The organism is Microbulbifer maximicatervae (SeqCode) (genome assembly GCF_052467955.1).
Map to the genome: position 1 here is coordinate 791391 of NZ_CP174329.1, position 24513 is coordinate 815903.

At 51.5% G+C, this 24513-nt stretch carries 21 protein-coding genes; 11 read left to right on the forward strand and 10 right to left on the reverse strand.

Annotated features, from left to right (window positions below; genetic code table 11):
* Window positions 1-36 precede the first annotated feature (36 nt).
* Window positions 37-1221: an imelysin family protein gene (locus ACJJI5_RS03450; protein WP_413663580.1), complete on the forward strand. Its 1185-nt coding sequence runs from the start codon at window positions 37-39 to the stop codon at window positions 1219-1221.
* 68 nt (window positions 1222-1289) lie between these two features.
* Here the strand turns inward: ACJJI5_RS03450 and mepK are convergent, their stop codons facing one another.
* The 5 genes from mepK to ACJJI5_RS03475 all read right to left on the reverse strand — a co-directional run bounded on the left by mepK (window position 1290) and on the right by ACJJI5_RS03475 (window position 8521).
* Window positions 1290-1823 (reverse strand): peptidoglycan L,D-endopeptidase MepK, encoded by a 534-nt coding sequence (gene mepK, locus ACJJI5_RS03455; RefSeq protein ID WP_282930973.1) that lies wholly within the window; start codon window positions 1821-1823, stop codon window positions 1290-1292.
* A gap of 863 nt (window positions 1824-2686) precedes the next feature.
* The gene (locus ACJJI5_RS03460) at window positions 2687-3865 is read right to left on the reverse strand and encodes a L,D-transpeptidase family protein (RefSeq protein WP_444926110.1); all 1179 of its coding nucleotides are present in this window, start codon (window positions 3863-3865) and stop codon (window positions 2687-2689) included.
* A 56-nt stretch (window positions 3866-3921) separates the two neighbouring features.
* Window positions 3922-5145 (reverse strand): L,D-transpeptidase family protein, encoded by a 1224-nt coding sequence (locus tag ACJJI5_RS03465; protein WP_444907055.1) that lies wholly within the window; start codon window positions 5143-5145, stop codon window positions 3922-3924.
* 187 nt (window positions 5146-5332) lie between these two features.
* Window positions 5333-7285, reverse strand: a complete 1953-nt coding sequence (locus ACJJI5_RS03470; RefSeq protein ID WP_445355515.1) for a L,D-transpeptidase family protein — start codon at window positions 7283-7285, stop codon at window positions 5333-5335.
* Between the two features lie 414 nt (window positions 7286-7699).
* Complete coding sequence (locus tag ACJJI5_RS03475; protein WP_445355516.1) at window positions 7700-8521, reverse strand: NRDE family protein; 822 nt, start codon at window positions 8519-8521, stop codon at window positions 7700-7702.
* 88 nt (window positions 8522-8609) lie between these two features.
* Between ACJJI5_RS03475 and lgt the strand changes: the two genes are divergently transcribed.
* The 10 genes from lgt to ACJJI5_RS03525 all read left to right on the forward strand — a co-directional run bounded on the left by lgt (window position 8610) and on the right by ACJJI5_RS03525 (window position 17172).
* A complete protein-coding gene (gene lgt, locus ACJJI5_RS03480) occupies window positions 8610-9461 on the forward strand; it encodes a prolipoprotein diacylglyceryl transferase (protein ID WP_413665894.1) in 852 nt (283 codons plus the stop codon).
* Between the two features lie 6 nt (window positions 9462-9467).
* Entirely contained in the window at window positions 9468-10301 is an 834-nt protein-coding gene (locus ACJJI5_RS03485; RefSeq protein ID WP_444895885.1) for a thymidylate synthase, read from the forward strand.
* Between the two features lie 9 nt (window positions 10302-10310).
* Window positions 10311-10820 carry a dihydrofolate reductase gene (locus ACJJI5_RS03490; RefSeq protein ID WP_445355517.1) on the forward strand — a complete coding sequence of 170 codons (510 nt, stop codon included), beginning with the start codon at window positions 10311-10313 and terminating at the stop codon, window positions 10818-10820.
* A 287-nt stretch (window positions 10821-11107) separates the two neighbouring features.
* Window positions 11108-11890, forward strand: coding sequence for a DUF3450 domain-containing protein (locus tag ACJJI5_RS03495; protein ID WP_444895887.1), 783 nt, complete (start codon window positions 11108-11110; stop codon window positions 11888-11890).
* Complete coding sequence (locus ACJJI5_RS03500; protein WP_444895888.1) at window positions 11887-13257, forward strand: MotA/TolQ/ExbB proton channel family protein; 1371 nt, start codon at window positions 11887-11889, stop codon at window positions 13255-13257. The genes ACJJI5_RS03495 and ACJJI5_RS03500 overlap by 4 nt, the downstream gene beginning before the upstream one ends.
* 14 nt (window positions 13258-13271) lie before the next feature.
* Window positions 13272-13799 carry a MotA/TolQ/ExbB proton channel family protein gene (locus tag ACJJI5_RS03505; protein ID WP_108734755.1) on the forward strand — a complete coding sequence of 176 codons (528 nt, stop codon included), beginning with the start codon at window positions 13272-13274 and terminating at the stop codon, window positions 13797-13799.
* Between the two features lie 112 nt (window positions 13800-13911).
* Window positions 13912-14313 (forward strand): ExbD/TolR family protein, encoded by a 402-nt coding sequence (locus ACJJI5_RS03510; RefSeq protein ID WP_108734754.1) that lies wholly within the window; start codon window positions 13912-13914, stop codon window positions 14311-14313.
* A 5-nt stretch (window positions 14314-14318) separates the two neighbouring features.
* Window positions 14319-14936, forward strand: a complete 618-nt coding sequence (locus ACJJI5_RS03515) for an energy transducer TonB (RefSeq protein ID WP_444895889.1) — start codon at window positions 14319-14321, stop codon at window positions 14934-14936.
* 14 nt (window positions 14937-14950) lie between these two features.
* Window positions 14951-16303 carry a tetratricopeptide repeat protein gene (locus tag ACJJI5_RS03520; protein ID WP_444895890.1) on the forward strand — a complete coding sequence of 451 codons (1353 nt, stop codon included), beginning with the start codon at window positions 14951-14953 and terminating at the stop codon, window positions 16301-16303.
* A 224-nt stretch (window positions 16304-16527) separates the two neighbouring features.
* Window positions 16528-17172, forward strand: a complete 645-nt coding sequence (locus ACJJI5_RS03525; protein WP_445355518.1) for a TonB family protein — start codon at window positions 16528-16530, stop codon at window positions 17170-17172.
* Window positions 17173-17214: 42 nt separating this feature from the next.
* On the opposite strand, the gene ilvD is transcribed toward ACJJI5_RS03525, so the two are convergent.
* From ilvD to ACJJI5_RS03550, 5 genes are all read right to left on the reverse strand, one after another.
* A complete protein-coding gene (gene ilvD, locus ACJJI5_RS03530; protein WP_444895892.1) occupies window positions 17215-19047 on the reverse strand; it encodes a dihydroxy-acid dehydratase in 1833 nt (610 codons plus the stop codon).
* A gap of 127 nt (window positions 19048-19174) precedes the next feature.
* Window positions 19175-20497, reverse strand: a complete 1323-nt coding sequence (argA, locus tag ACJJI5_RS03535; RefSeq protein WP_445355519.1) for an amino-acid N-acetyltransferase — start codon at window positions 20495-20497, stop codon at window positions 19175-19177.
* A 59-nt stretch (window positions 20498-20556) separates the two neighbouring features.
* Window positions 20557-21720 (reverse strand): acetylornithine deacetylase, encoded by a 1164-nt coding sequence (argE, locus tag ACJJI5_RS03540; RefSeq protein WP_445355520.1) that lies wholly within the window; start codon window positions 21718-21720, stop codon window positions 20557-20559.
* Window positions 21698-22621, reverse strand: coding sequence for a carboxylate/amino acid/amine transporter (locus tag ACJJI5_RS03545; protein ID WP_445355521.1), 924 nt, complete (start codon window positions 22619-22621; stop codon window positions 21698-21700). Before ACJJI5_RS03545 ends, argE begins: the two co-directional genes overlap by 23 nt.
* A 107-nt stretch (window positions 22622-22728) precedes the next feature.
* Window positions 22729-24420 (reverse strand): thiamine pyrophosphate-binding protein, encoded by a 1692-nt coding sequence (locus ACJJI5_RS03550; RefSeq protein WP_445355522.1) that lies wholly within the window; start codon window positions 24418-24420, stop codon window positions 22729-22731.
* Between the last annotated feature and the right edge of the window lie 93 nt (window positions 24421-24513).

The window sequence follows — 24513 nt, forward strand, 5'->3', positions numbered from 1 at the left end:
GCCAGTATTTGTGAAATGCATAAGATGGGGAATTGAGTGAACGGATCTATTATCCAGTACCGGGCCCTGGCTGTTTTAATCGGGGCCCTGGCCGGACTTTCTGCCTGTGAACAAAAAGCGGTAGAAAAACCGCAGCAGGTATCGCAACAAAGTATTGCGCCGCAACCTGTGAATGAAAAGGCTGCGACCGAGTTATCCCTGGCAATTTGGCAGGCGGGTGAGGCCCAGGTTATCCACGCCCATGCCGCTGTTGAAACGTTGCAGCGTGAAGTGGATGGGCTCCTGGCTCAGCCGAATGAAAATAAGCTGGAAAATGCCAGGCTCGCCTGGCTGGATGCCCACAGGGAATTTGCTGCTGCACTGCCTTATATCCAGTTGGCTTTTTCTTCAGGAGAGTTGCGCAGCCAGGGTAGAAAATTACTGTTATCAGTAGATAGTTGGCCGGCCCAGGCGGGCTACCTGGATACAGTGCCGGGTTATTCTGAGAGCGGTATCGTTAACGATACGGCCATTGATCTGACTTTAACGAACCTGCGCAAGCAGCACCGCCTGACGGCACATGAAGAGGCCAGCACCGGTTTTCACGCCCTGGAAATCATGCTCTGGGGGCCCACCAGCGAGCGGGTTGCGGAGCAGTTTTTGGCTAAGTCCGATGGGGAAAAACCCGAGGCCCTGGCCGTCAATCGGCGCCGTGAACTAACCCGCTTGATCGTTAAAGGTGTGGAAGAGGATATGGCAGGCTTGGCCCGCCGTTGGCCGACGGCAGCCAACAGCCTGTCGCGGCCCTATTTATCCCTTGGACCGGTTGCCCGATTGCAGCAAATCCGTGCATCGCACACCCGGGTGATTGATGAGCAGCTGTTGCGCAGGTTGCCGGAGAGTTCCGAGAGCGATGTGGAAAGTAGCCGCGCTGCCGATTCAAAGCAGGCGATATTGGCAATTATGGCAACTCTCCAGTCAAACTGGATTCCCACCGGTGGGGGCGGCTTGGCGGAGCTGTTGCTGGATCGACATCAGGTGACGGCTTTAGAGCAGGCTTTTGTGGATTTCGAGAGCTTGTTGTTGCAAATGGAAGACCCGATTGAACTGGCGGAGCTGACCCAATTGGCGCAGGCACGCAAACTTCTCGAGCGTATCGCCGGGTTGATGGCAGGTACTACCCAAGTGCCAGTATCCGATCAGGATGTGATGCCGGTTAGCTTGCCGGTTGATGGTGAATAAATCTTGCTCTCACAGGCATAACAAAAAACCCGGCGACTGCCGGGTTTTTTGTATCTGTTGGGTGGGGATTACCAGCGACGTACAGGGCCAGTATCCACGTGTACGAAGTTACTCTTCGGGTAGTATCCGACACCGCCCGCTTTCAGGTTGAGTGCTGCCTGGCGCAACTTCGACAGGGACACACCCGGCATACGGATATCCAAGGCCATACCACGTGTGTGGTAACTGCGTTTCGCTACGCCTCGGCCAGCTGCACGCAGCTTGGCATTGGTTTTAGGTGAACGGTATCCAGAGATAATCTCAATGGTGCCGTTGTAATTGAACTTCTCCTTCAGCTTGTAGACGATATCTAGAAGCTTGGGGTCCATTCGGGTCACTTCGTTGGCGCGGTGGTCACGAAGCAATTTGTTGAACTGCTTCAGGCCTCCGCTGCTGTAATCTCCGTTAGTCCAGTAGGCGGCCTCCAGCTTCTCCCCGGTGTGCAGGTTGCGCATTTTCAGGGTGCGGGAGCTACCTACTTTTGCGAAAGTCGGTCCGGCGCTGACGGCCGCCGCAGTTGCGCAGGTCACTGCCAGGAATCGACGTCTGGATGGATTCTTCATAATTCCGCCTCGTCGTTTAATCTCTCGTCGGTTTGCCTTAGTTGGCGCAACCGGGTACGGCGGAAAATGTACAAAAAATAACCAGTTGTTACAAACCTGAAGCTGCTAATTCGGAAATAATTAGATAGCCTGGGTGGTATATTTTTTCTTTTCTGCCACCTGAAATTGGAATTTTTATTGCTGATCAGTCGATAGTGCTGAATAGATTGGAGACAGCGTTGTCATTGCACGCTAATCACTAAAAAATTATTTTTCTGCGACTTATAAGTTTTACCGGGCGGTTTCGTCAGTGTACTTGGGAGCTATCCGATCACCTCTTCGGTCATGAGCTCGATAGCCTTCTTTATTAGTAGCTGGTTTACCCATCTATATACAGAGGACAACCTAGATATATAGAAGATAAGAATTTGTATGTACATGTATATACATGCAGATTGGATTCTGCCAGCGTAGTATTTCTCCGGACATACAGCTGTTTAGGTTATCTGGCAGACTCTGGACCGCCCTATATTTGGGGGGCGTATTGATCTCGATTTCCTGGAGCCCGCCAGTAGCAGCGGGCGATAAAAAGAAACCTGGAAAAATTAGATCCGGCCAGTATTGCTACCACGGTTGTGAATATGGCAAATCTCTAATTTTTTAATGACAAGGATGTAGTTTCCAAATCAAGGCCAGGGTTTAAATAGGAATGTGAGTAGTGCTTTGAAAAATTAAATCAAACTTGCTTAGGTGGTTATTCTGATCGGTGTCTTTCAAGTTCTATTGTTTGGAGAACTTTAGCGTTATAGAGCACTGCCAGCGAAAATGAGAACAGGCAAAGCCCTTTATCGATACTTAGTATTTTTCACTTGCCGATAAGCTCCCTAATTTGGATAAGGCAGCTCTTTGTCTCGATGATAAATATCAGGGCGGAATTGGGGGCGCCCATCCCTATCTATCCAGGCGGTCATATAAACGATGTAAATACGGGGTGATCCCTTCACCTTTACATTCAGAGCATCGTGCCCATTGGCTGCCTGCGCTACCCGAGTTCTGTCCCACCCCTGGTCACGAAGAAGAAAGTACGCTAATTCTTCTGGTGCTTGTAGCCTTACGCATCCGTGACTTAATGCCCGCTGGCGAAGTTTAAACAGGCTTTGAGCTTGGGTGTCATGGAGAAAAATAGCCTGCTTATTGGGGATAACAAATTTCACTTTCCCCAGAGTATTCTCAGGGCCACTCAATTGCCTCAAAGTAGCGTGCCCACCAGCTGCCTTGGCAATAGTCTCCTCTGTAATAGGGGACGATTTACCGCTGCGATATTGCACTACTCGATAACCCCGCTTGTGCATGGCTGTTGGGTTGTGTCGTGCCTTGGGCAAAAGCTCGGTGACAAGAATACTTCGGGGGACTGTCCAGGTTGGGCTGAAAACAATATTGGTTATCCGCGTGCGTAAATTTGGTGTGCGCGTACTGCTTTTTCCCACGACGGTTTTCATATTGAGAGCGACCGAACCATCTTCAATAAGCTGCAATCGATAGTCGGGCACGTTGACGATTACGTAGCGATCATCCTCTGGGAGCTTTAGCTGCTCCCATCGGGATGCATTTAATTCCATTTGCTTAGCGCGTTCCATTGGCGATATAGCCAAGGCTGCAAGTGTGTCTTCATCGGCGATACCGGTAACTTTCAATCCGTGGCGTTCCTGAAAGCGCTCCACTGCAGCTTGGAGCGCACTGTCAAATCTTCGGGGGTCTTTTTGCGGAGCGGAAAGCGGCCCGGGCTGACCGTGATAATCCTTATACATTGCCAGTAAATTACGTAGTTGTAGGACACGAGGGCCTTTGTCTCCGGGCTGTAAAGTTTTTCCCTGGGTAATCGGTCGCCAGTTTTTCGCTAACACTCGGTAGGCCTGAGCGGTATCGCGTAATTGCTGGGTCGAACTGATTGGCTCAATAATGATATCGGTCCGCCCAGTGAATGAAGCATTCAAAGGGCTGGCCGAGGCAATTACGAGGCTTATCAGTGCGGCGATGCCGAGCTGGAATGGGCCATTTGCCATACTGATAACTCAGTAGTCCCTATAGCTCTTTATCCGCTTCACTCCGCTATCTCCTATTACTGATCCCGGTTATAGATATCCGGCCGAAACTGAAGCTGCCCATTTTCATCGATCCAGGCAGTCCAGTAAGCGATATAAACCGGTAGGGGATTTTTAAGGGCAACGCCATGGGTGCGACCACTTCCCAGCGCGCGATTGATACGGGCATCACTCCACTTGTTTTGCTGGGCTAACATCATGCGAGCAAACTGCAATGGTTTTTCCAGGCGAATACAACCGTGGCTAAAGGCTCTTTGGGATTTTTTGAATAAATGCTTGCTATTTGTGTCGTGGAGAAAAATGGCCTGCCGATTGGGGATAACAAATTTCACTCTTCCCAAAGCATTTCCCGGCCCGCCTTTTTGTTGCAGTGAAACTTGTCCTCTACGCACTGCAGCCACATTTCCACGAGTAAAAGGCACCGATCTGCCCCGATGATTCATTAGGCGATAACCCTTAGCTCTCAGTGCGGAGCTGCCCTTGGGTAAAAGTTCACGCAGCGCAATACTGGGCGGGACACGCCATACAGGATTAAATTCCAGTCGCGTCATACGGGTAGCGATTTGCGGTGTTTTGTGTTTTGGTTTTCCCACAACCACACGCATACGGAACTGCTCTTTATCGCCTTCAATTAGGCGCAAATTAAATTCCGGGACATTCACGATGATATAGCGAGGCCCTAAATCCTTGGGAAGTTGTTTCCAGCGTTCAATATTCGCTGCCAGAATTTTGGCAACTTTATCTGGCGGGGTATTGAGTCGACTCCGGGTTCCCTCATCAACCAGTGCCGTTTGCTTTAATCCGTGACGTTTCTGAAACCGTTTAACGGCCTGCTGCAGTTTTTTGTCGTAGACATCTGCTTTAGAAGTATCTGCTCCGTACTCTTCGGGGTGGTGATCACCATAGAGCATTAGCAGGCTTCTCAATTGCGCAACCCGGGGACTGCGACTGCCCGGTGCGATAGGTTGTCCAGCACTGAGCGGTTTCCAGTAATTACCTTGTGCCAGGGTTTGATAGCGTGCTAACGCTTCGCTGAGTAGGGAAAATTGCCTGCCCTGAGGTAAAAAAGGATCGCGACTGCCGATCAAGTCAGGTTCGACGGTATCTTGAGCTTCGGCGAGTATTTGTGGTGAGTGAATGCCTAGCGATATTGCTATGGCAATCGCAGCGGCACTCGCCCTGAGGGAGGTTAGTTGGTTGCGTGGCAAAAAAGCGCAAAGTGAATTGTTGGCAGCACCCATAAGTCACCCCTGCAAGCACTGAGAAATCAGTGAGATTTATCACTGTGCTCACATTGATAACTTGTGACTGATAGTCTTTAAATAATTTTCAGGAATGGCGCTGCGGGAGAAAGGCTAATTAATGGAATAACACGCTCAATAATTCCCTGGTTATAACCGGGGCGACGAATAGCCGCCCCGGTTTCTTTTAAAATTGATTATCGGTCAGTCCGTCTTTGCCATAAATATCCGGGCGGAAGTTCAGGTTGCCCTGACCATCGACCCAGGCGGTCCAGTAGGTGATATAAACCTTCACCAGTTGGGACATATCCACTTCCGTGGTTTCCTCTCCTGTGGTCAACTGATCGATACGCCACTGATCCCAATCCCCTTGGGGACGAAGTAGAGCTTCGGCCAAGTGGCGGGGTTTTTCCAGGCGGATACAGCCATGGCTATAGCCCCGTGTGGTCAGTGAAAAAAGTTTGCGCGCGCGCGTATCGTGCAGGTACACGTCGTGAATATTGGGGATTTCAAATTTGACACGTCCCAATATGTTTTCCTCACCGCCCATTTGGCGCATCAGGTAGGAGCCCGCACCCGCCGCAGATAGATTTTGCGGAGTCAGGGGTAGTTTTTCACCCCTACCGCTAATCACCCGGTATCCCATTTTTTCCATACCCGCAGGGTTTTTACGTGCTTTGGGGAGTATCTCATTCACCAGGATACTGCGCGGTACTGTCCAAGTGGGGTTAAAGACTACCTTGCTGACACGGGTGGTTATTTCAGGCGTTGCGTGTTTTTTCTTACCGACGACCACGTTCATCGCCAGTTTAACCTGGTCGTTTTCCACGTACTTGAGACGGTACGCGGGAATATTGACCTGGATAAAACGGCTGCCCAATTGTTCCGGCAACTCTTCGCGACGCTTGATATTCATTTCCACAATGCGGGCGCGCGCAGTTGGGGATAAGTTCAGGCGCTTGCGAGTTGAGCGACCGACAATGCCATCTGCTCTCAGGCCGTGACGTTTCTGGAAGCGCACTACCGCTTGGTGCAGGCCCCGATCGAAGCGATTGCGATCAGTGCCGCCGTAGCTGTAGTAAGACTGGTAATCACCGTATAGGGAGAGCAGGTTGCGCAGGACGCCCACATGAGGGTGGCGTGCACCCATGGTCATGGCGGGACCCGCCGGGATCGGACGCCAGCGACCGCTGGAAGAAATCTTGCGCAGCCGTTGCAGCTCACCGCGCAGCGCTCTTACATCGTTGCCATAGGGCCGGTTTTCCTCGTAGTAAGGCCCCTCACTGTTTTCAGATCTCACCGGTGGGGCGGCAGTATTTGACCGCCCCTGGTTGTAATAAACGCGACTGCCGGAACCTGAGCCACTATTGTTGTCCCGGTAGGAACGATATCGATTGCGCTCATAGGTGCGAGTGCTACCGGAATAATTGCGTCCAGAGTAGTTGCCGGAAGTATCCGCATTGTATTCCCGCGAGTAATAGCGGCTGCGTACATTGCTGCCGAGATTGGCTGCGCGATCATATCCGCGGAAGTACTTGCGCCCGCTGGGTTCACTGGAAGCCTGCTGTTGAGCGGTACTGGTAGCAACCAAGCGGAAACCTTCGCTATCCCGCAGAACCGGTGTGACACCCCGGCGCGGGCGGGTTTTGGGCTTGAGCCTGTCCAACTGGGTATCTTGCGCGTAGGACACAAAGGCATCGGTCAGTAAGATATCCAATACTGCAGCCATCTGAAGTCGTTGAGGCGTATCGCGCAGGGTGCGATCGAAGTATCCCAGGTGGTAGCGGTAGTCGACCATGCTGCTCGGATTGCCGGAGCTGGCAGCTGTGAGTTGTTTCAGCAGGTCATTGGCACTATCACTTAGGCTGTAGTTATCGAACCAAAGCAAGCGGTAATCCGTGCGCTGGTAGATCTTGCGCACAGCGGCGGGGTTAAAAATGGGGTCCTGGGCTGGCCAGGCATCGGGGTTTTCCTCCAGCCAGTGCACTAAATGAGGGCGAACAGCGTTCTCCGGTAAAACGGGTACGGTCTTCTGGTTTGCTGCGAAAGCGTAATAAAGAATGAAGACACAGAGGCTACCCAGTGTCAGCAGTGGAAGTACAGATTTGCGTCTACGATGCTCGGGGTTGAAATACGACATGGTACCTCAGCGATTCTGCGGGGGCCCGGTGCGATATTTTGGAAAATGCCGGGCGCCAGATCGTTCATACCTTCCCAACCTGTGGCGAGCCCATCCAGATACTCAGGGATATTATCGGTGACTCGCACGTGTCATGCGTCCCGCGCGACTTCCTTTTATTAAGACTGCTGTCGGCGTCCTGCTTGCGCGAAACTCAACCAACTTCAGTCTGTGAAAGTAAGTATGGCAATAAATGCAAAATTTGCTTGGCGCTTCATTCTTTTTAGAGTAGGGATTTGCGAATGATGAGTTTTACGTCAAATTTTTCGCTCCTGGGTGAAAAAGGGGCGTGTTTACTGGGGCTTATTTGAATATGGTGCAGAGGCTTGCACAAAAAGTTATGCACAATTTCTCTGCCATTAACATTGAGCTCGCTTAATTGGGCGACTGGGTAGTGAAGTAGCGCAGGGGTCCATTTTCATTGCCCTGTATAAAAGTCTGCTCCCAAAGTTGGCCACACCCCCTCTGGTCGATGGTGATCACGGTACTCGCGCGGGTGCCGTAACCTCCATTGCGAAGCATTGGTTCTGTCGCCGAGCTATCGGCATCAATTTGAATGAATATAGGAGAGAGCGCCCGCTCAATCTCCAGTGGTAGCCCGGTATGGGGGAGTTGTTGGTCCGGCGCGCGGGTGCGATCTTTGAGCAGTGCCAGTGCTGGCTCCACAAAGCTCTCGATTGTTACCAGTTGGTCGGCCGCAGGTATTATTTCTGCCAGCCCCGCTTTGCCCCTCTCCACCTTTGGCCAGGGTTCGTCCGGTGCGCCGTTGGAGATACCGTGAATACCCGGTTCAAACGTAAATGGCTTGTGCCGGTTTCCGGCACAGTAGAGAGTGTTTTGATTCTCAGCATCAAACAGCAGGGCGTTAAAGCCCCGGTACTGCTGGGATTCCAGGTAGTGGATGAAATGCTCAGGGCTAATTTGTTGGCTTAGGAATTTCTGCGGTATTTCCCCTCGGGAAAACGCTCCTACAGGTTCCGGTGTCCCAGGCTCCCGGATATTGGTTACAGCGGCGACCCGGCCGGGGGATACGCCGGCCCAGGTTCCCTGAGCTTCGAGGTCTCTACCCGCAATTAGCCCGGTCCCTGGCCAGCGCTCCGCTGCTGCGGTTGGCCTTTGATAGAACTCATCCCGATTGGCGATCAACAGTAGCGGGTATTTCGGGTGGCATTGATAGGCGAATAGCAGTAGACACATGGGGATCTTCCCTAGGGGCAAGCTGCCCTTCCACAGCGGGGGGCTTTACGACCATAATACGCCCTTTATTAGCAATCGCGATTCCCCCATGCTGACCTATCCCGAAATTGACCCGGTAGCCTTTGCAATAGGCCCCTTAAAAGTGCACTGGTATGGGCTGATGTACTTGGCTGGCTTTGTCGCGGCCTGGTGGTTGGCATTGCGCCGAAGTGCCAAACCCTGGTCACCGGTTATTAAATCTGAAGTTGAGGACTTGATTCTCTACTGTGCCATTGGTGTCGTTATCGGTGGCCGCTTGGGGTACATGTTCTTTTATAACTTCCCCCAGTTGCTCGAAGACCCGATATCACTGATCCGGCTGTGGGAAGGAGGGATGAGCTTCCACGGCGGGCTGATAGGGGTAATGTTGGCCACGGCACTCTACGCACGCAAAATTGGTACAACCTTCCCGGCTCTAATTGATTTCGTTGCTCCCCTGGTGCCCATAGGTCTTGGGCTTGGGCGGATCGGTAATTTTATTGGCCAGGAGCTTTGGGGGCGTGAAACTGAAGGCCCTTGGGGCATGGTCTTTCCAAAGGACCCGGACCTTCTGGTCCGGCACCCATCCCAGCTGTATCAAGCCTTCCTTGAGGGGCTGGTTCTCTTTGCGCTGCTCTGGTGGTTCTCCAGTAAGCCGCGCCCTCGACTCGCGGTGGGTGGTATGTTCGTGACGCTCTACGGTGTATTCCGCTTCCTGGTGGAATTTGTCCGGGAGCCCGATGGGCATATTGGTTTTGATTTATTTGGATGGATGACACGTGGGCAGCTTTTGAGCCTGCCGATGATTATTGCCGGCATCGCATTGCTGGTGTGGAGTTATAAAACTCAGCCGCTTCCCGAGGGGAGAACTGAGCAGAAAGGTAAGAAAGCAGGGTCTTCCCGAGTTAAAGGCGGAGCATAGCAGTAGATGAAGCAGTATCTCGATCTAATGCGCCATGTGCGCGATAACGGCACCGTTAAAGGTGACCGCACCGGCACTGGTACTCTCAGTGTGTTTGGCTATCAAATGCGCTTTAATTTGGCGGAGGGTTTTCCGCTGATCACCACTAAAAAGTGCCATTTGCGCTCGATTATTCACGAACTTCTGTGGTTTTTGCAGGGGGATACCAATATCCGCTACCTCCAGGACAATAAGGTGCGGATTTGGGATGAGTGGGCGACAGAGGACGGTGATCTGGGCCCTGTATATGGCCATCAATGGCGCTCCTGGCCCACTTCGGATGGCCGCCAGATCGACCAGATTGAGCAGTTGGTACATCAGTTGAAAACCCGCCCGGACTCCCGGCGCCTGATGGTTAGCGCCTGGAACCCTGCGGATCTGCCAGATGAAGGTGTTTCACCTGTTGATAATGCCCGTGAAGGGCGCATGGCCCTGGCTCCCTGCCACGCCCTGTTCCAGTTTTATGTCGCTGACGGCAAGTTGTCCTGTCAGCTGTACCAGCGAAGCGCAGATATTTTCCTGGGGGTGCCTTTTAATATCGCCTCATACAGCCTGTTGACCCTTATGCTGGCACAGGTATGCGGTTTGAAGCCCGGCGATTTTATCCACACCTTTGGTGATGCTCACCTCTACTCCAACCATATGGAGCAGGTCGAACTGCAATTGCAGCGCGACCCTCTGCCTCTGCCACAAATGCACTTGAATCCAGATGTGAAAGATCTGTTTTCTTTCCGTTTCGAGGACTTTGAACTCAAAGGTTACGAGGCCTATCCACATATTCCGGCACCTGTAGCGGTTTAAGGAGCGGTAATGACGGTTTCAATTGCTTTGATTGCGGCGGTTGCCCGCAATGGTGCTATCGGCAAGGACAATGAGCTCCCCTGGCGTATCTCCGGCGATCTGCAGTTTTTTAAGCGGACGACTATGGGAAAGCCAGTAGTAATGGGACGAAAGACCTTTGAGTCTATTGGTCGCCCACTTCCGGGGCGCGTAAATATTGTCATTACGCGTAATGCTGACTGGGTTGCAGATGGCGTTGAGGTGGTCCAGTCTCTGGATAAAGCCTTGAGTCTGGCTCAAGAAAGCGCTAAAGACAGTGGGGCAAGCGAGGTGATGGTCATTGGTGGAGCACAAATTTACCGCCAGGCACTGCCACTGGCTGCCCGCTTATATGTCACCGAAGTTGACGCAAATATCGACGGGGATGCATACTTTCCCGACATGGATGACTCTTGGGTCGAATCGGCACGAGAGTGTTACCCGGCCTCGGACAGGAATGATTACAACTACTCATTAGTCCAATATGACAGATTTAAATAAAAACAATTTGATCAAAAGTTGATCGATCTGTTAAATTCTCCAACAGCCTACACAAGGAAAGTCGCCGCTAATGTGTGCAAGTAACCCGGGAATGTTACCCAAGTGTTACTTTGCTACCCAAGCGGGCCGATGCTGGCAATCGGCATTTGAATAATCAAATCGGCTGTTTACAATGTGCGGCTCTTAGCTGTCTTCTAACCAATGTTTTTAAAACAAAAGGACACCGCGTTGTGGCAGCTATCTCATCGCGACCATGTTGTGAAATATTGAACCCACTGGGGGGTCTAATGAAAACCAAGCGATTCATGGCTGTGGCGCTGACCACTGCGCTGTCTGCTGGCGCGCTCTACGGCAGCGTAGCCACTGCGGATACTCTCGATAACGTACTCGCCGTCGGCCAGCAGAAAACCACTGCGGCCCAGGCATCGCAAAAGCGCATCGACAAGATTGCCGACGAAACTAGCAGCCTGCTGCAGGACTTCAAGGTGGTTAATAAAGAAATCGATGGTCTGCGCGTATACAACCGTCAGCTGGAAAAGCAGCTGGCCAACCAGCTCGAAGTTATCAACGATCTGGACGAGTCTATTGCCAACGTTACTGTTATCGAGCGTCAGATTCAGCCGCTGATCCTGCGTATGCTGGATGGCCTGGAACAGTTTATTGAGCTGGACGCTCCGTTCAAGCTCGAAGAGCGTATCGCGAACCTCAACGGTGTTAAGAGCACCATGGATCGTTCCGATGTCAGTGTTGCGGAAAAATTCCGTCAGGTACTGGAGCTGTACAACTTTGAAGCGGAATATGCTCGTAAGATCGACTCTTACCGCGATACCCTGACTGTTGCCGGCCAGGAGCGTGAAGTGAGCGTTCTGCAAATCGGCCGTATCGCCCTGTTGGCTCAAACTACAGATGCTGAAATTTCCCTCGCTTACGACAAAGCGCAAAAAGCGTGGGTTGAGATCGATGCTGGTGAATACCGCCGCGCTCTCATGAACGGTCTGAAAATTGCCAAAAAGCAGGCCACCATCGACATCATGACCATGCCGATCCCGGCTCCGGAGGCAGCGCAATGAAAACCTCTTTCGCCAAACGCATTTTAGTGGCGGCAGCAGCTGGCCTGATCAGTTTCTCCGCAGTTGCACAGGAGAAGGCCTCTTCTCTGGATGACCTGCTGAAAATGGTTCAGCAATCCAAAGTTGCCGAGTCCAAAGAACACAAGCAGCGTGAAGCTGAGTTCCGCCGCCAGAAGGCCAACCAGAATGCTCTGCTGAATCAAGCTAAAAACACTCGTACCGCTGAAGAAAAGCGCTCTGCTGAACTGGAAAAGAAATACCAGGAGCAGGAAGTGGCTGTAGACCAGAAACGTCAACAGCTGGATGAGCGTATGGGCTCGCTGAAAGAGCTGTTCGGTCATATGTCTTCTACCGCAGCTGACCTGCGCGCCAACATTGGCTCCTCTCTGGTTTCTGCCCAATACCCCGGTCGTACAGAGTTCATCGACGGTCTTCTGGCCAAGATGAATACTGCTACCAAACTGCCGACTATCGAGGAAATCGAGCGTCTGTGGTTTGAAATTCAGCGTGAAACTGTTGAATCCGGCAAAATCGTTAAGTTTAACGCAACCGTGATCAAGCCAAATGGTGAACAGGTTGATCAGGAAGTGGTTCGCGTAGGTAACTTCAACCTGGTTTCCAATGGTAAATACCTGGAAATGAACAATGCCTACAAAATGGCTGAGCTGATCCGTCAGCCGGACGCCAAGTTCCAGGGCATGGCTGAAGCTCTGCAAACCTCTACCGGTGGTTTCAGTGCCTTCGGTGTAGACCCGACTGGTCCTACCGGTGGCTCCTACCTGAAAGCTATGATCAACAGCCCGGACATCGTAGAGCGTTGGCACCAGGGTGACATCGTGGGTTACATCATCACTGCTGTTGGTGTTTTCGCGATGCTGCTGGCTATCTTCCGTCTGATCGTTCTGACTGGCGTCGGTGCTAAAGTAAATGCTCAGCTGCGTTCCTCTACTCCGAACACCAATAACCCACTGGGTCGTGTACTGGCTGTTGCGGAAGAGAACAAAGGTGTAGACGGCGAAACTCTCGAGCTGAAGATGGAAGAAGCAGTACTGAAAGAGCGTCCGGCAATCGAATCCGGCCTCAACCTGCTGAAGATCATCGCGATGGTTGCTCCTCTGCTAGGTCTGCTGGGTACTGTTACCGGTATGATCGTAACCTTCCAGGCGATCACTATCTTTGGTGCGGGCGATCCCAAGGCAATGGCCGGCGGTATTTCCTCAGCCCTGATCACCACCGTTCTCGGCCTGTGTGTTGCTATTCCGACAGTATTGATGCACACCATTGTAAATGCCCGTGCCAAGCGTGTTCTGCATATTCTTGAAGAGCAGAGCGCCGGTATCGTGGCAGAAAACGCCGAGCGCAAATAAGAGGAGGCGGCAACATGCACGCATTAATCGACGCATGGGCCGCCGTCAACGCCTTTATGGCGTCGGGCGGGCCAGTACTGTTCCTGATCGCCGGCCTGACCTTCTTTATGTGGACGCTGATTTTTGAACGTGTTTTCTACTTTAACAAAGGGTTGAAAAGTGACGTTCAAGGTGCGGTAGATCAATGGGAGGGGCGCGGTGAGCGCAAATCCTGGGCTTCGCACCAGATCCGTTATGCAATGATTTCCCGGGTATCCGAGAAAATTCAGGACAATATGGACATGATCCAAGCTTGTGTCGCCCTGGCCCCTTTGTTTGGGCTGTTGGGTACGGTTTGGGGCATGATCAACGTGTTCGATGTTCTCGCGATTACAGGTGGTGGTGACGCCAAGCAGATGGCCAGTGGTGTATCCATGGCAACTATCCCAACAATGGCGGGTATGGTTGCGGCCCTGTCAGGCGTATTTGCCAACACTTATCTAGCCCGTAAAGCTGAGCGTGAAACCCAGCTGCTGGAAGATCATCTGACAATGGATCACTAAGCATACACCAGCGAATAACTTCGTTTATTTGCTGTGAAGGTTTAGCCAAGCCAGATACTTTTGCCGGGGGCTCCCTGAGTCCCCGCTGGAAAAGTTCGCTAAGAGAGTTGCTATGAGCAAAAGACAAAATACGGCAGAAGAAGAAGCCGGCGCAATTGACCTCACGCCTATGCTGGACGTGGTGTTTATCATGCTGATCTTCTTTATCGTCACCGCGACCTTTATTAAGGAGCCAGGTGCTGATGTTGAGAAGCCGGAAGCGACAACCGCTGAACTCAAGGCCGCCTCTATCCTGGTAGCGATCAACGACAGTGACGAGGTTTGGATTGCTAAAGAGAAGGTTGATGAGCGCCAGGTAAGAATTGTCCTGGAGCGTCTCTACTCGGAAAACCCGAAAGGGTGGTTGGTAATTCAGCCCGATAAGGGAGCAAGCATTGAGAAGATTGCCCTGATTGCAGAAGCAGCCAGGAAGATTGGTATCAAGAAAGTTTCCGTCGCTACAGAGAAGAGTTAACAGCTATGAATCCGGTAAGACTTCTTGGGGCAGGTACATTGGCGGTAGCCACGACCTTTGGCCTCATCTTCACCATGCATCAGCTGATTGCAGCAAACATGAAAGCTCCTGAGGAAAAGGAAACTTTCAAAGTTGCCGATGTGGTGATGCCTGATACGAAGATTGAAACACAGTACGACACCGCCAAGCCGGTAAAACCAGACGAGCCAGACACTCCGCCGCCGGAGATGCCGGAGCCTGACTTCGAGGAACCGAATATTGATGGCAACATCAGTATTGCTGCTCCCAAAGCGGGTGGTGATGTTAAGCTGTCTGGCTTCAGTTTTGGCGAGGGTGATTACCTGCCGATCGTTAAAGTACAACCGCAATATCCTCGTCGCGCTCAGCAGCGTGGTATAGAAGGCTATGTAATCGTTGAATACACCGTAACGACTAATGGCTCTGTACGTGATCCGATAGTGATTGAGGCGTTTACGCTGAAGGGTAAACCCACAACTGTTTTCAATCGCGCAGCTTTGAAGTCCGCGTTGAAGTACAAGTACAAGCCGCGGGTAGTCGATGGCAAGCCGACCGAAGTTCCTAATGTTAGAACTAAGATCAGCTTTAACATGGCTAAGGACTAAAAGGGGGAAGCACTATGAAGTTGACGACCATCACTAAAGGTTTGTCCAAGTTCGCTCTGCGCACGTCAGTAGCGCTACCCTTGGTTCTGGCACCGACGGTCAGCGTTACCGTGCTCGACGCGGTAGGAGTGTCTGCTCCTTTCGCTTCTGTACAAGCGCAGGAACAGAAAAAGCCGAGCAAGCAAAAGACTCGTAAAGTTCCGGCAATGCGTGAAGCTGCGTATAAGAAGCTGGAGAAAGCCCAGGAAGCTGCTGATGCGGAGGATTGGCCGGCTGCACTTGTAGCGCTGAAAGAAATGGATGAGGCTAAGAAGCGCTTCAACGGTTATGAAGTTGCCCAGATGTATAACTTCTTCGGTGTTGTTTACTACAGCACTGAGCGTTACAAAGAGGCGATTCCCTATTTTAAAAAGGTGCTAGACCAGGGTGAAAAAAACCTGCCGGTTGCCTTGGAAGTAGGAACTTTATTTACACTGGCTCAGCTCTATTTTGTCACTGAGGATTACAAGCAGGCGATTAACTACCTGAACCAATGGTTTAAGGTCTCCGATCGTATTACTGCTGATTCCTACGCTTTACGTGCCCAGGCTTATAACCAGGTTGGCAACCAGGCTAAGGCTCTCTCGGATATCAATATAGCGGTATCCATGTATGAAAAAGAGGGTAAGACACCTAAAGAAGCATGGTATGGATTGCAGCAATATGTTTATTTCGAGCGAAGCGACTACAAAAATGTAGCCGGTGTCTTGGAAAAACTGGTGCAGTACTATCCAAAGCCTGTGTACTACAAAACACTGGCGGCGATGTATGGCGAGTTGAAGCGTGACAAGGACCAGCTGCATATGATGGAAGCAGCTTACCTTGCCGGTGCTTTGGAAAAGGATAGAGACCTTTTGAATATGGGTTATCTCTTTATGGGGCATGAAATGCCTTATAAAGGGGCCAAGGTGATAGCTAAGGGTATTCAAGAGAAGAAGATCCCACGTACAGCTAAAAACCTGGAAACCCTAGCTCAGGCCTACCAGATGGCACAAGAACTTCAGAAAGCTATCCCGCAGCTGGAAGCAGCAGCCCAGCTTTCTGATAAAGGTGAGATTTACTCGCGCCTGGCTGGTATCTACTTAGATTTGGATCAGAACGAAAAAGCCATCGCTATGGGCAAAAAAGCCATGGCCAAAGGCGGTGTTAAGCGTATTGATCAACTGCAAATTGTTATGGGTATGGCCAATGCCAACCTGAAGCGCTATGACTCAGCTTTGAAGAGCTTCAAGCTTGCACTGAAAAGTGAGAGATCTGAGAAAATGGCTAGGCAGTGGATTACCTTTATCGAAGGTGAACAGAAACGTGAGAAGCAGTTGGCAATTTAAAGCTAATTAACTTTTTAAGTTTCAAAAAAGCCGCGCAGTAATGTGCGGCTTTTTTTATGCTTCTTTCTCTTCTCACGGCAATGCAAAATTTTGAGATAACCTGTATTAACAGACTATTTGCATTTTTTTGTAAATTGACTAATGATTAAGTCAGCTGATCAGCTTTTCCATTTTCGGCACAAGAATGCCGCTTATTGCACCCTAAAAATAATAGGAGAGGTGTTATGGATAGAGCTTGTCAGTCAATTCCCAACCCCGTGTTTTTCCCCCAGCATTTACTTGCAGGCTACGTGAAGGGCCTGGGATATGCTGCCGTGACAACAGTGGGGCTGCTCTTTTTGATGAGTCAGCTGGTGGCAACTGATATTGAAGAGCCAGCAGTTGAGTTGTTGCCACAGATTAAATCGGTACATATGCCGAAAAAGGTGATTGTTACCGAAAATTATGAGGCACCTACACCACCACAAACAGTCATTGAACAGCCGAATATGCGAGTTGAGCAGACTGAGGTCTTGCCGCTTAAGCTGAATATTCAAATAGGCTCTCCAACACCAGTCTCTGAAACTGGGATGAAGGTATCGCAAGATCCTTTGCCTGTGTACAAAGCTGCACCACGATATCCTAGTGCCGCTTTGCGCAGGGGAATTGAAGGATATGTTGTTGTAGAGTTTACAGTGACAAAAACAGGGGCAGTGCGAGATGCCCGTGTTGTTGGTGGTTATGACTCTAATGGTAACCCAACCCGTGTATTCGATCGTTCTGCGATAGCTGCGGCAGAAAGATTTAAGTATCGGCCTCAAATGGAAGCTGGCCAACCAGTGGAACGCTACGGGGTACGCAATCGAATCAGTTACAAAATAGCGGAATAAAAAAACGGCCCTTTGGGGCCGTTTTGTTTAGAACAGTTTTAATCAGTCAATTTCCCTCACCGCCCCGCGATCTGCACTTGTGGCAAGCATGGCATAGGCTTTCAGTGCTTTGCTGACTTTACGAGGGCGCTTTTCGATGGGCTTCCATCCATTGGGGTTTTCTTCCATTTCTTGGCGCCGCTTATCGAGTTCACTTTCCTCAATAGCGATTTCAATTTTCCTCGCTGGAATATTAATACGTATTAGATCGCCATTGCGCACGAGAGCGATGTTACCTCCAGACGCCGCCTCCGGTGAAACATGTCCAATTGAGAGGCCTGAAGTTCCTCCTGAGAAGCGGCCATCGGTAATCAATGCGCAGTGCTCACCGAGTCCTTTGGACTTTAAATAACTGGTGGGGTAAAGCATCTCTTGCATTCCAGGTCCACCTTTAGGACCCTCATAGCGAACGATAACAGCCTCCCCTTTACTGACCTTCCCTTCGAGGATATTGGAAACCGCCTCTTCCTGGCTTTCTACTACATGGGCGGGGCCTTCGAACTTCCACAGCGACTCATCGACGCCGGAAGTCTTCACTACACAGCCATTGGGGGCCAGGTTGCCAAAGAGAACGGCGAGCCCTCCCTCAGAGGAGTAGGCGTACTCAGGAGAACGGATACAGCCACGCTGGCGGTCTGCATCTAAAGTGGACCAGCGGCATTCCTGGCTGAAAGCTGTTTGGGTGGGAATGCCTGCGGGGCCCGCGCGATAGAATTCCAGTACAGATTGGTCGTCCGTGCGGCAAATATCCCAGCGCGCAAGGGCATCGGCGAGCGAACCACCGTAGGCGGTTGGCAGCGAGGAGTCGATAAGACCTGCGGCCTCCAACTCCCCAAGGATAGCCATTACACCACCAGCGCGGTGTACATCTTCTATATGGTATTTCTCGGTATTGGGGGCAACTTTGCACAGCTGTGGAACCTCACGGGAGAGGCTGTCGATATCTTCCAGGGTGAAGTCAATCTCACCTTCCTGAGCGGTTGCCAGCAGGTGCAGGATGGTATTAGTGGAGCCTCCCATGGCGATATCGAGTGCCATGGCATTGCGGAAGGCTGTACGGTTGGCGATGTTGCGCGGCAGGGCAGTTTCGTCATCCTGCTCATAGTAGCGTTTGGTCAGGGTTACGATCTCGCGGCCAGCGCGGAGGAATAGCTCCTTGCGGTCGGCGTGAGTCGCTAGCATGGTGCCGTTACCCGGGAGTGAAAGCCCCAGGGCCTCGGTCAGGCAGTTCATGGAGTTCGCTGTAAACATACCTGAGCAGGAGCCACAGGTCGGGCAGGCAGAGCGCTCATACTCAGCAACTTCCTCGTCGGAGGCCGTATCTGTAGCGGCGATCACCATAGCATCTACTAAGTCGAGCTTGCGGTCAGCCAGTTTGGTTTTGCCGGCCTCCATCGGGCCACCGGAGACAAAGATAACTGGAATGTTCAGGCGCATGGCTGCCATCATCATTCCCGGTGTGATCTTGTCACAGTTGGAGATACAAACCAGGGCGTCGGCACAGTGGGCATTGACCATGTACTCCACTGAGTCAGCGATAATTTCGCGGCTGGGCAGGCTATAGAGCATGCCGTCGTGACCCATTGCGATACCGTCATCCACAGCGATCGTATTGAACTCCTTGGCCACGCCGCCGGCGCGTTCAATCTCCCTTGCGACAAGCTGACCCATATCTTTTAGGTGTACGTGTCCAGGGACAAACTGGGTAAAAGAGTTTGCGATGGCAATGATTGGCTTATGGAAGTCCTCGTCCGTCATACCGGTGGCACGCCACAAGGCGCGGGCTCCGGCCATATTGCGACCGGCGGTAGAGGTGCGGGAGCGGTATTGGGGCATAGTCACAGATTCCAGCTGGCAACAATGAATGCGCCAGCTTAGCAAAAAACGGACTTTCCTGGGATGTTTTTGCGCTCAAACTACCCATTAAAGGAGTATTAAGGATGGATATTTCAAATTTCTATGACTAAGTGGACTGACTTTTCCCCAGGCGTTTACGCAGGATTCTCGAATTGCGCTGAATGTTGTACAGGGACTTTCGCGCGGTAGGCAGCTCACTGATACCGACTTGCTCAAAGCCCTGCTCGATAAACCAGTGCTCTGTCTGGGTGGTGAGGACGTAGAGCTCATCAACCTGGACTGTTTGCGCCTGTCTCTCAAGGTGGCGCATCAGCTTGGCACCACGCCCTCCACCGCGAAATTCCGGGTGGCTTGCAAGGCAGGCAACTTCGGCTGCTGTGGTAGTACCCTTATCATCCTTAATGGGATACAGAGCTGCACAGGCAACTGGAGTACCATCCACTTCCACAAGCGTGAAGTGTTCAATTTCTGCCTCGAGCTTCTCGCGGGAGCGCCGTACCAAAACGCCATCTTTCTCTAACGGGCGGATCAGTCCAAGAATGCCGCCCACATCGGTAATTCGCGCTCTGCGCACAACTTCGTAGCTGTCCCGGTAAATCATGGTACCGGCCCCTTCACGGCGGAACAGCTCCTGAATTAAGGCGCCGTTTTTACAAAAGCTAAGTAGGTGTGTACGGGCGATCCCTGCATTACAGGCTCGAATGGCGCAGCGCAGGGTTGCGCTTTGCACTTTGGGTGAAACCTGCTCTGCCTGCAAAATACTTAACTCGTGTACCGGATTTCCGTCCACTTGAAGTTGCTCAGGTTCGCGGAATAGCACTAGTTTCTCGGCGCGCAAAACTCTGGAAGCCTCAGCGGCCAGATCCAGGTAATTGATATTGAAAAGCTCCCCGGTCAGGGATGTGCCCAGGGGAGAAAGGAGCACCAGGGAACCCTGATCCAGGTTTTGCTCCAGAGTGCTGGTGTCCATGCGCCGTACGGTGCCGGTCCAGCCCAGGTCCACGCCATCGAGCACGCCACTGGGGCGGGCGGTAACAAAATTGCCTGAGACCACCTTGAGGGCCGAACGCGCCATCGGTGAGTCTGGCAGTCCCTGGGAAAAAGCAGCTTCAATATCGAAGCGCAGTTTGCCCACGACGGACTTAACAATTTCCAATGTCTCTCGATTGGTAATACGCTGGTTCTCGTGAAACCGATTTTCTATGCCGCGCTCATCCAGGGCTCGATTAATTTGTTCCCGCGCGCCGTGCACAACAACCAAGCGAACCCCAAGGCTGGCGAGCAGCGCCATATCGTGTACTAGATTGCGGAAATTGGCGTGCTCTAAAGCGTCGCCGGGGATACCAATTACTAAAGTGCGACCGCGGAGGTCGTTGATGTAAGGTGCCGCGTGGCGAAACCAGTTCAGGGAGGCGTTATCGTCGCTCACTAATTCTTACCGTGTGCAAGTCTTGTGGTGTTAAAGCCCCGGAGGCTGTCGCAGGCAGATTAAAGGCAAAAGCGGCCAATCAAGTCGCGCAGAATGTTGACCATAGGGTTGATACGATCCAGGGCGAGAAATTCATCCGGCTGATGAGCTTGGTCAATATCGCCGGGGCCGAGCACGATAGTGTCAATATTCAAACTCTTCAAGTAGGGTGCTTCAGTACCAAAGGCAACACTTTCAGCGGGATGGCCACAAAGTTGTTCTGCAACTTTTACTAACTCTGAATGGGCATCCTGTTCAAAGGGCGCAGTGCCAGGGAATAAAGAGGCCACTTCCACCTGAATTTTATTGTCTTGTGGAATGGTAAGGATACGTTTGTTTAGTTCTTCCCGCAGGTCCGTAAGCTGCATTCCTGGCAACGGGCGAATATCAAACTGGAGTTCTGTGTGGCCGCAGATCCGATTGGGATTGTCACCCCCATGGATACAGCCTAAGTTCATCGTGGGTACTGGAACGGCGAATCCGGGGTTGTTGTATTTTTGCTGCCACTTTTTTCGCAGTGTTAATAGCTCACCGATAACTTTATGCATGGCCTCGAGCGCGTTGGCCCCCAAACTGGGATCTGATGAGTGGCCGGATTGCCCGGTAATACGCACAGCTTCCATCATAACGCCTTTGTGCATACGTATCGGGCGAAGCCCGGTGGGCTCACCAATTACCGCATAGCGCGCTTGGGGTTTGCCAGCCTGCACCAGGGCGCGGGCACCACTCATACTTGTTTCTTCATCGGCTGTTGCCAAAACAATCAGTGGTTTTTGTAGAGGCTTGTCGAGAAAAGTCTGCACAGCCTCAATAACCAGAGGGAAAAAACCCTTCATATCACTGGTGCCGAGACCGTATAAGCGGTTGTCGCGCTCTAAAACCTTAAAGGGGTCCGATTGCCAGCGCCCCGCATCAAAGGGGACTGTATCAGTATGTCCGGATAGAACGAGCCCGCCTTTATCACCACTTTTACCGCCGAGAGTAGCAATCATATTGGCTTTGTTGGGAGAGCCCTTTAAAGGCATTATCTCTACATTGAAACCAAGTCCTTCCAACCATTCACCCAGTAGTTCAACCACCGGGCGGTTACCCATATCCAGGGAAGGATCGGTTGCACTGACACTGGGGCAGGCAATCAGTTGATGTAATTGGGTCTTCAGGTCAGGTACTGCGATACTCGCCATGGTGACTTTCCCTACTCTTGTTGCGCCATTCATTCAAGATAACAGCGGCTCCGATCAGTCCTCCCCCAAGGGCGAGACGGGTTAGATCGGCATCCCGATTCCAGATTAACAGATTTACCAACAAGCCAACGGGAATCAGTGCATTATTCATTGCGGCCAGGGTACCAGTAGAGACCTGCGTAGCACCCTTGTTCCACAAAAAGTATCCCAGACCTGATGCCACCAATCCCAACCAGAGTAGAACACCCCATTGCTGTGAGCCCTGTGGGTACTGCGGTTTCCCAAGCAGGAGCCAGGCAATAACAGTGATCAAGCTGGCGCCGATAAAAAACCACGCGAAGGTTTGTCTCGGGAAGGGGCCTTGCTCTCTGGACATCAGGCGCTTGTATGCCACCTGCCCCACGGCAAAACATAGGTTGGCACCCTGGACAACTGCAAACCCAATCCAAAAGTCGTTACTGGGAGAGCCCCAGCGAATAGTGGCGGCTCCCAATACGGCTACGGCTGCGATAGTGAGGTTCCAGACAGAAAAGTGCCTGTTAAGGACGTCCTCAAGGGCGGTGATATACAGGGGAGTGAAAATAGTAAATAACAATACTTCGGGGACACTGAGCAGTAAAAATGACTGGTAGTAAAACAAGTACATCAGCCCCAATTGTACCGCACCGATCACAATTAAACGTATTGCGGTACGGGGAGGGCAGCCCTTCCATTTCAGCATGGGTAGAAATACCGCTGTGGCAAGGAGCACCCGTGTCATTGCGGAAAAATAGCTATCCACCTGTCCGGCCAGGTAGGCGCCTATCAAACTGAAGGAAAAGGCCCACAGAAGAGTGACAAACAACAGTAATGGCATCTGGATAAATTCGCAGGCAGCAGTAAATTGGTGGGGCAGGCCCAAGTTATGACTCCGAATACTACTGTTGCTTGTAATAAATAGATATGGATTTGGAGTTCCAAATCTATTTTTAGAGTTAGCTTGGTTTTTCAAGCAAGGTGAGGGAATAATTAAACACTGCGGCTTGGGCGGCTATTGTTCCTAGCTACCTGGTTTCCCCATCTAAGCAAATTTACGTTGCAATCATTGCGATCGATAATTACTTCTATCAGGCAAAGTCCATCGTGCTTTAGGGCATCTTTTATTGCTTTATCCAGCTCCCCCTCAGTGGTGACTTTACAACCCCAGGCGCGACCCTCTCCTGCACTGAAAACCTCGACTAACTGCGCGTACTCCCAGTTTTTAATATTGTTGTAGGGCCCATCGTGAATTTCTACTTCAATGGTGTAGCCACCGTTATTTATCAAAAAAATAATTGGATTAACGTTGTAGCGGATCATTGTGGAGATTTCCTGGGCAGTCAGTTGGAAAGACCCATCCCCAATACAGGCGATCATGCGCCCTTTTCCCATACCCAAGCTATAACCGAGAGTTGCTCCTACAGACCAGCCGATACTCCCATATTGCATTTGTATTTCGAAGCGGGCTCCATCTGGTAGCGATAGTTCCATACCGTTAAACCAGGAGTCCCCGGTTTCCACTAGCAGGGCGGTATCGCTTTCAAGCACTTTTTGGATTCGGGCAAACAGTTGTCGAATCGTTAAAGCATCGCCTCGCTTGCCTGGTTGTGGGATATGTTTTGGACTACTGACCCGGCGGTAGGCTTTTACTGCACCGTTATTGGGGTTGAGCTTATTGACCAGGGCTTCCAATAAGTCATTCATATGGACATTGCTGTAACAGGTATCTCCCAGTTGTACAGATGCTGGTAATGCAATAACGGTCTTGCTTTTGTCGAAGCATAGTTGGTGCCCGGTAGTGGTGTAATCGGTAAATATTGGGCCGGCAAAGAGCAGTGCATCGGCGGTATCAACAATTTCACTGCACCCCGGTGTACTGACTGGTCCCCAGTACATACCCATAAAATTGTCGTGAGTCTCTGAAAGCAGTCCCTTGGCATCGGCCATACAGGCTACACCGTAGCTGCTGCTCGCAGCTAGTTCCCGCAGGGATTCCTCAGCAGAGGCTGCACGTACTTTTCCCCCGGCAATCAACACTGGCCGCTCGGCAGTATTGAGGAATGCGGCAATATGATCTACCGCAGCAGCGAGTGAGTCCGGGTCGCTCGTGGCACTCCGAGCAAATCCCCGGGGGATAGGAGCTGACGTAGGAGCGCTGGCAATATTGGCTGCAATTTCGATATAGACCGGCTTACGCCGTAGCATCGCAGTATCAATTGCTCTGTCTATTGCCGCAGGAGCGAGGGATGGGTGGTGGATAATTACAGTCTCGGCTGTGACCCGTGAATAAATTTCGCTCTGATAACTGTAATCGACCTTGCCTAAAGTGTGGTGTAAATATTCCCACTCAGCCTCAGAGTTAGTATTTGGCCCTCCTGAGATAGCGATCAAAGGGAGGTCTTCCGCAAAGGCACCGGCTACCGCATTGATCATGCTCAGGCCGCCTACAGAAAAAGTGACCACAGCCGCTGAGGGCCCACCTGTAGCTCGTGCATAGCCGTCGGCGGCGTAGCCTGCGTTCAGCTCGTTACAACAACTGATCATTTTTAGGTCTGGGTGGAGTAGCAATTGATCCAGTAGCACTAAGTTGTAATCGCCAGGTAAGGCGAAGTAGTGCTTTATACCGGCGTCTTTTAATCTCTGTGCCAGGTAGGTTCCCACTGTCCAGTTGCAAGTAGTCATGTGATTTACACGAATGAAGTGAGGGGAAGGCGAAGTTGGTGTGCGCCAGATATCTGTTCAGCTATTGGCACAGCTTAGTTGAGATTGGTATAA

Bases quoted from the DNA above. Each gene is read 5' to 3' on its own strand.
- lgt (WP_413665894.1), top strand. From the start codon at position 8,610: ATGCTGACCTATCCCGAAATTGACCCGGTAGCCTTTGCAATAGGCCCC.
- ACJJI5_RS03495 (WP_444895887.1), top strand. From the start codon at position 11,108: ATGAAAACCAAGCGATTCATGGCTGTGGCGCTGACCACTGCGCTGTCT.
- ACJJI5_RS03515 (WP_444895889.1), top strand. From the start codon at position 14,319: ATGAATCCGGTAAGACTTCTTGGGGCAGGTACATTGGCGGTAGCCACG.
- ACJJI5_RS03505 (WP_108734755.1), top strand. From the start codon at position 13,272: ATGCACGCATTAATCGACGCATGGGCCGCCGTCAACGCCTTTATGGCG.
- argE (WP_445355520.1), bottom strand. From the start codon at position 21,720: ATGGCGAGTATCGCAGTACCTGACCTGAAGACCCAATTACATCAACTG.
- ilvD (WP_444895892.1), bottom strand. From the start codon at position 19,047: ATGCCCCAATACCGCTCCCGCACCTCTACCGCCGGTCGCAATATGGCC.
- ACJJI5_RS03475 (WP_445355516.1), bottom strand. From the start codon at position 8,521: ATGTGTCTACTGCTATTCGCCTATCAATGCCACCCGAAATACCCGCTA.
- ACJJI5_RS03485 (WP_444895885.1), top strand. From the start codon at position 9,468: ATGAAGCAGTATCTCGATCTAATGCGCCATGTGCGCGATAACGGCACC.
- ACJJI5_RS03510 (WP_108734754.1), top strand. From the start codon at position 13,912: ATGAGCAAAAGACAAAATACGGCAGAAGAAGAAGCCGGCGCAATTGAC.
- ACJJI5_RS03460 (WP_444926110.1), bottom strand. From the start codon at position 3,865: ATGGCAAATGGCCCATTCCAGCTCGGCATCGCCGCACTGATAAGCCTC.
- ACJJI5_RS03490 (WP_445355517.1), top strand. From the start codon at position 10,311: ATGACGGTTTCAATTGCTTTGATTGCGGCGGTTGCCCGCAATGGTGCT.
- ACJJI5_RS03525 (WP_445355518.1), top strand. From the start codon at position 16,528: ATGGATAGAGCTTGTCAGTCAATTCCCAACCCCGTGTTTTTCCCCCAG.
- ACJJI5_RS03470 (WP_445355515.1), bottom strand. From the start codon at position 7,285: ATGTCGTATTTCAACCCCGAGCATCGTAGACGCAAATCTGTACTTCCA.
- ACJJI5_RS03520 (WP_444895890.1), top strand. From the start codon at position 14,951: ATGAAGTTGACGACCATCACTAAAGGTTTGTCCAAGTTCGCTCTGCGC.
- ACJJI5_RS03550 (WP_445355522.1), bottom strand. From the start codon at position 24,420: ATGACTACTTGCAACTGGACAGTGGGAACCTACCTGGCACAGAGATTA.
- ACJJI5_RS03465 (WP_444907055.1), bottom strand. From the start codon at position 5,145: ATGGGTGCTGCCAACAATTCACTTTGCGCTTTTTTGCCACGCAACCAA.
- mepK (WP_282930973.1), bottom strand. From the start codon at position 1,823: ATGAAGAATCCATCCAGACGTCGATTCCTGGCAGTGACCTGCGCAACT.
- ACJJI5_RS03500 (WP_444895888.1), top strand. From the start codon at position 11,887: ATGAAAACCTCTTTCGCCAAACGCATTTTAGTGGCGGCAGCAGCTGGC.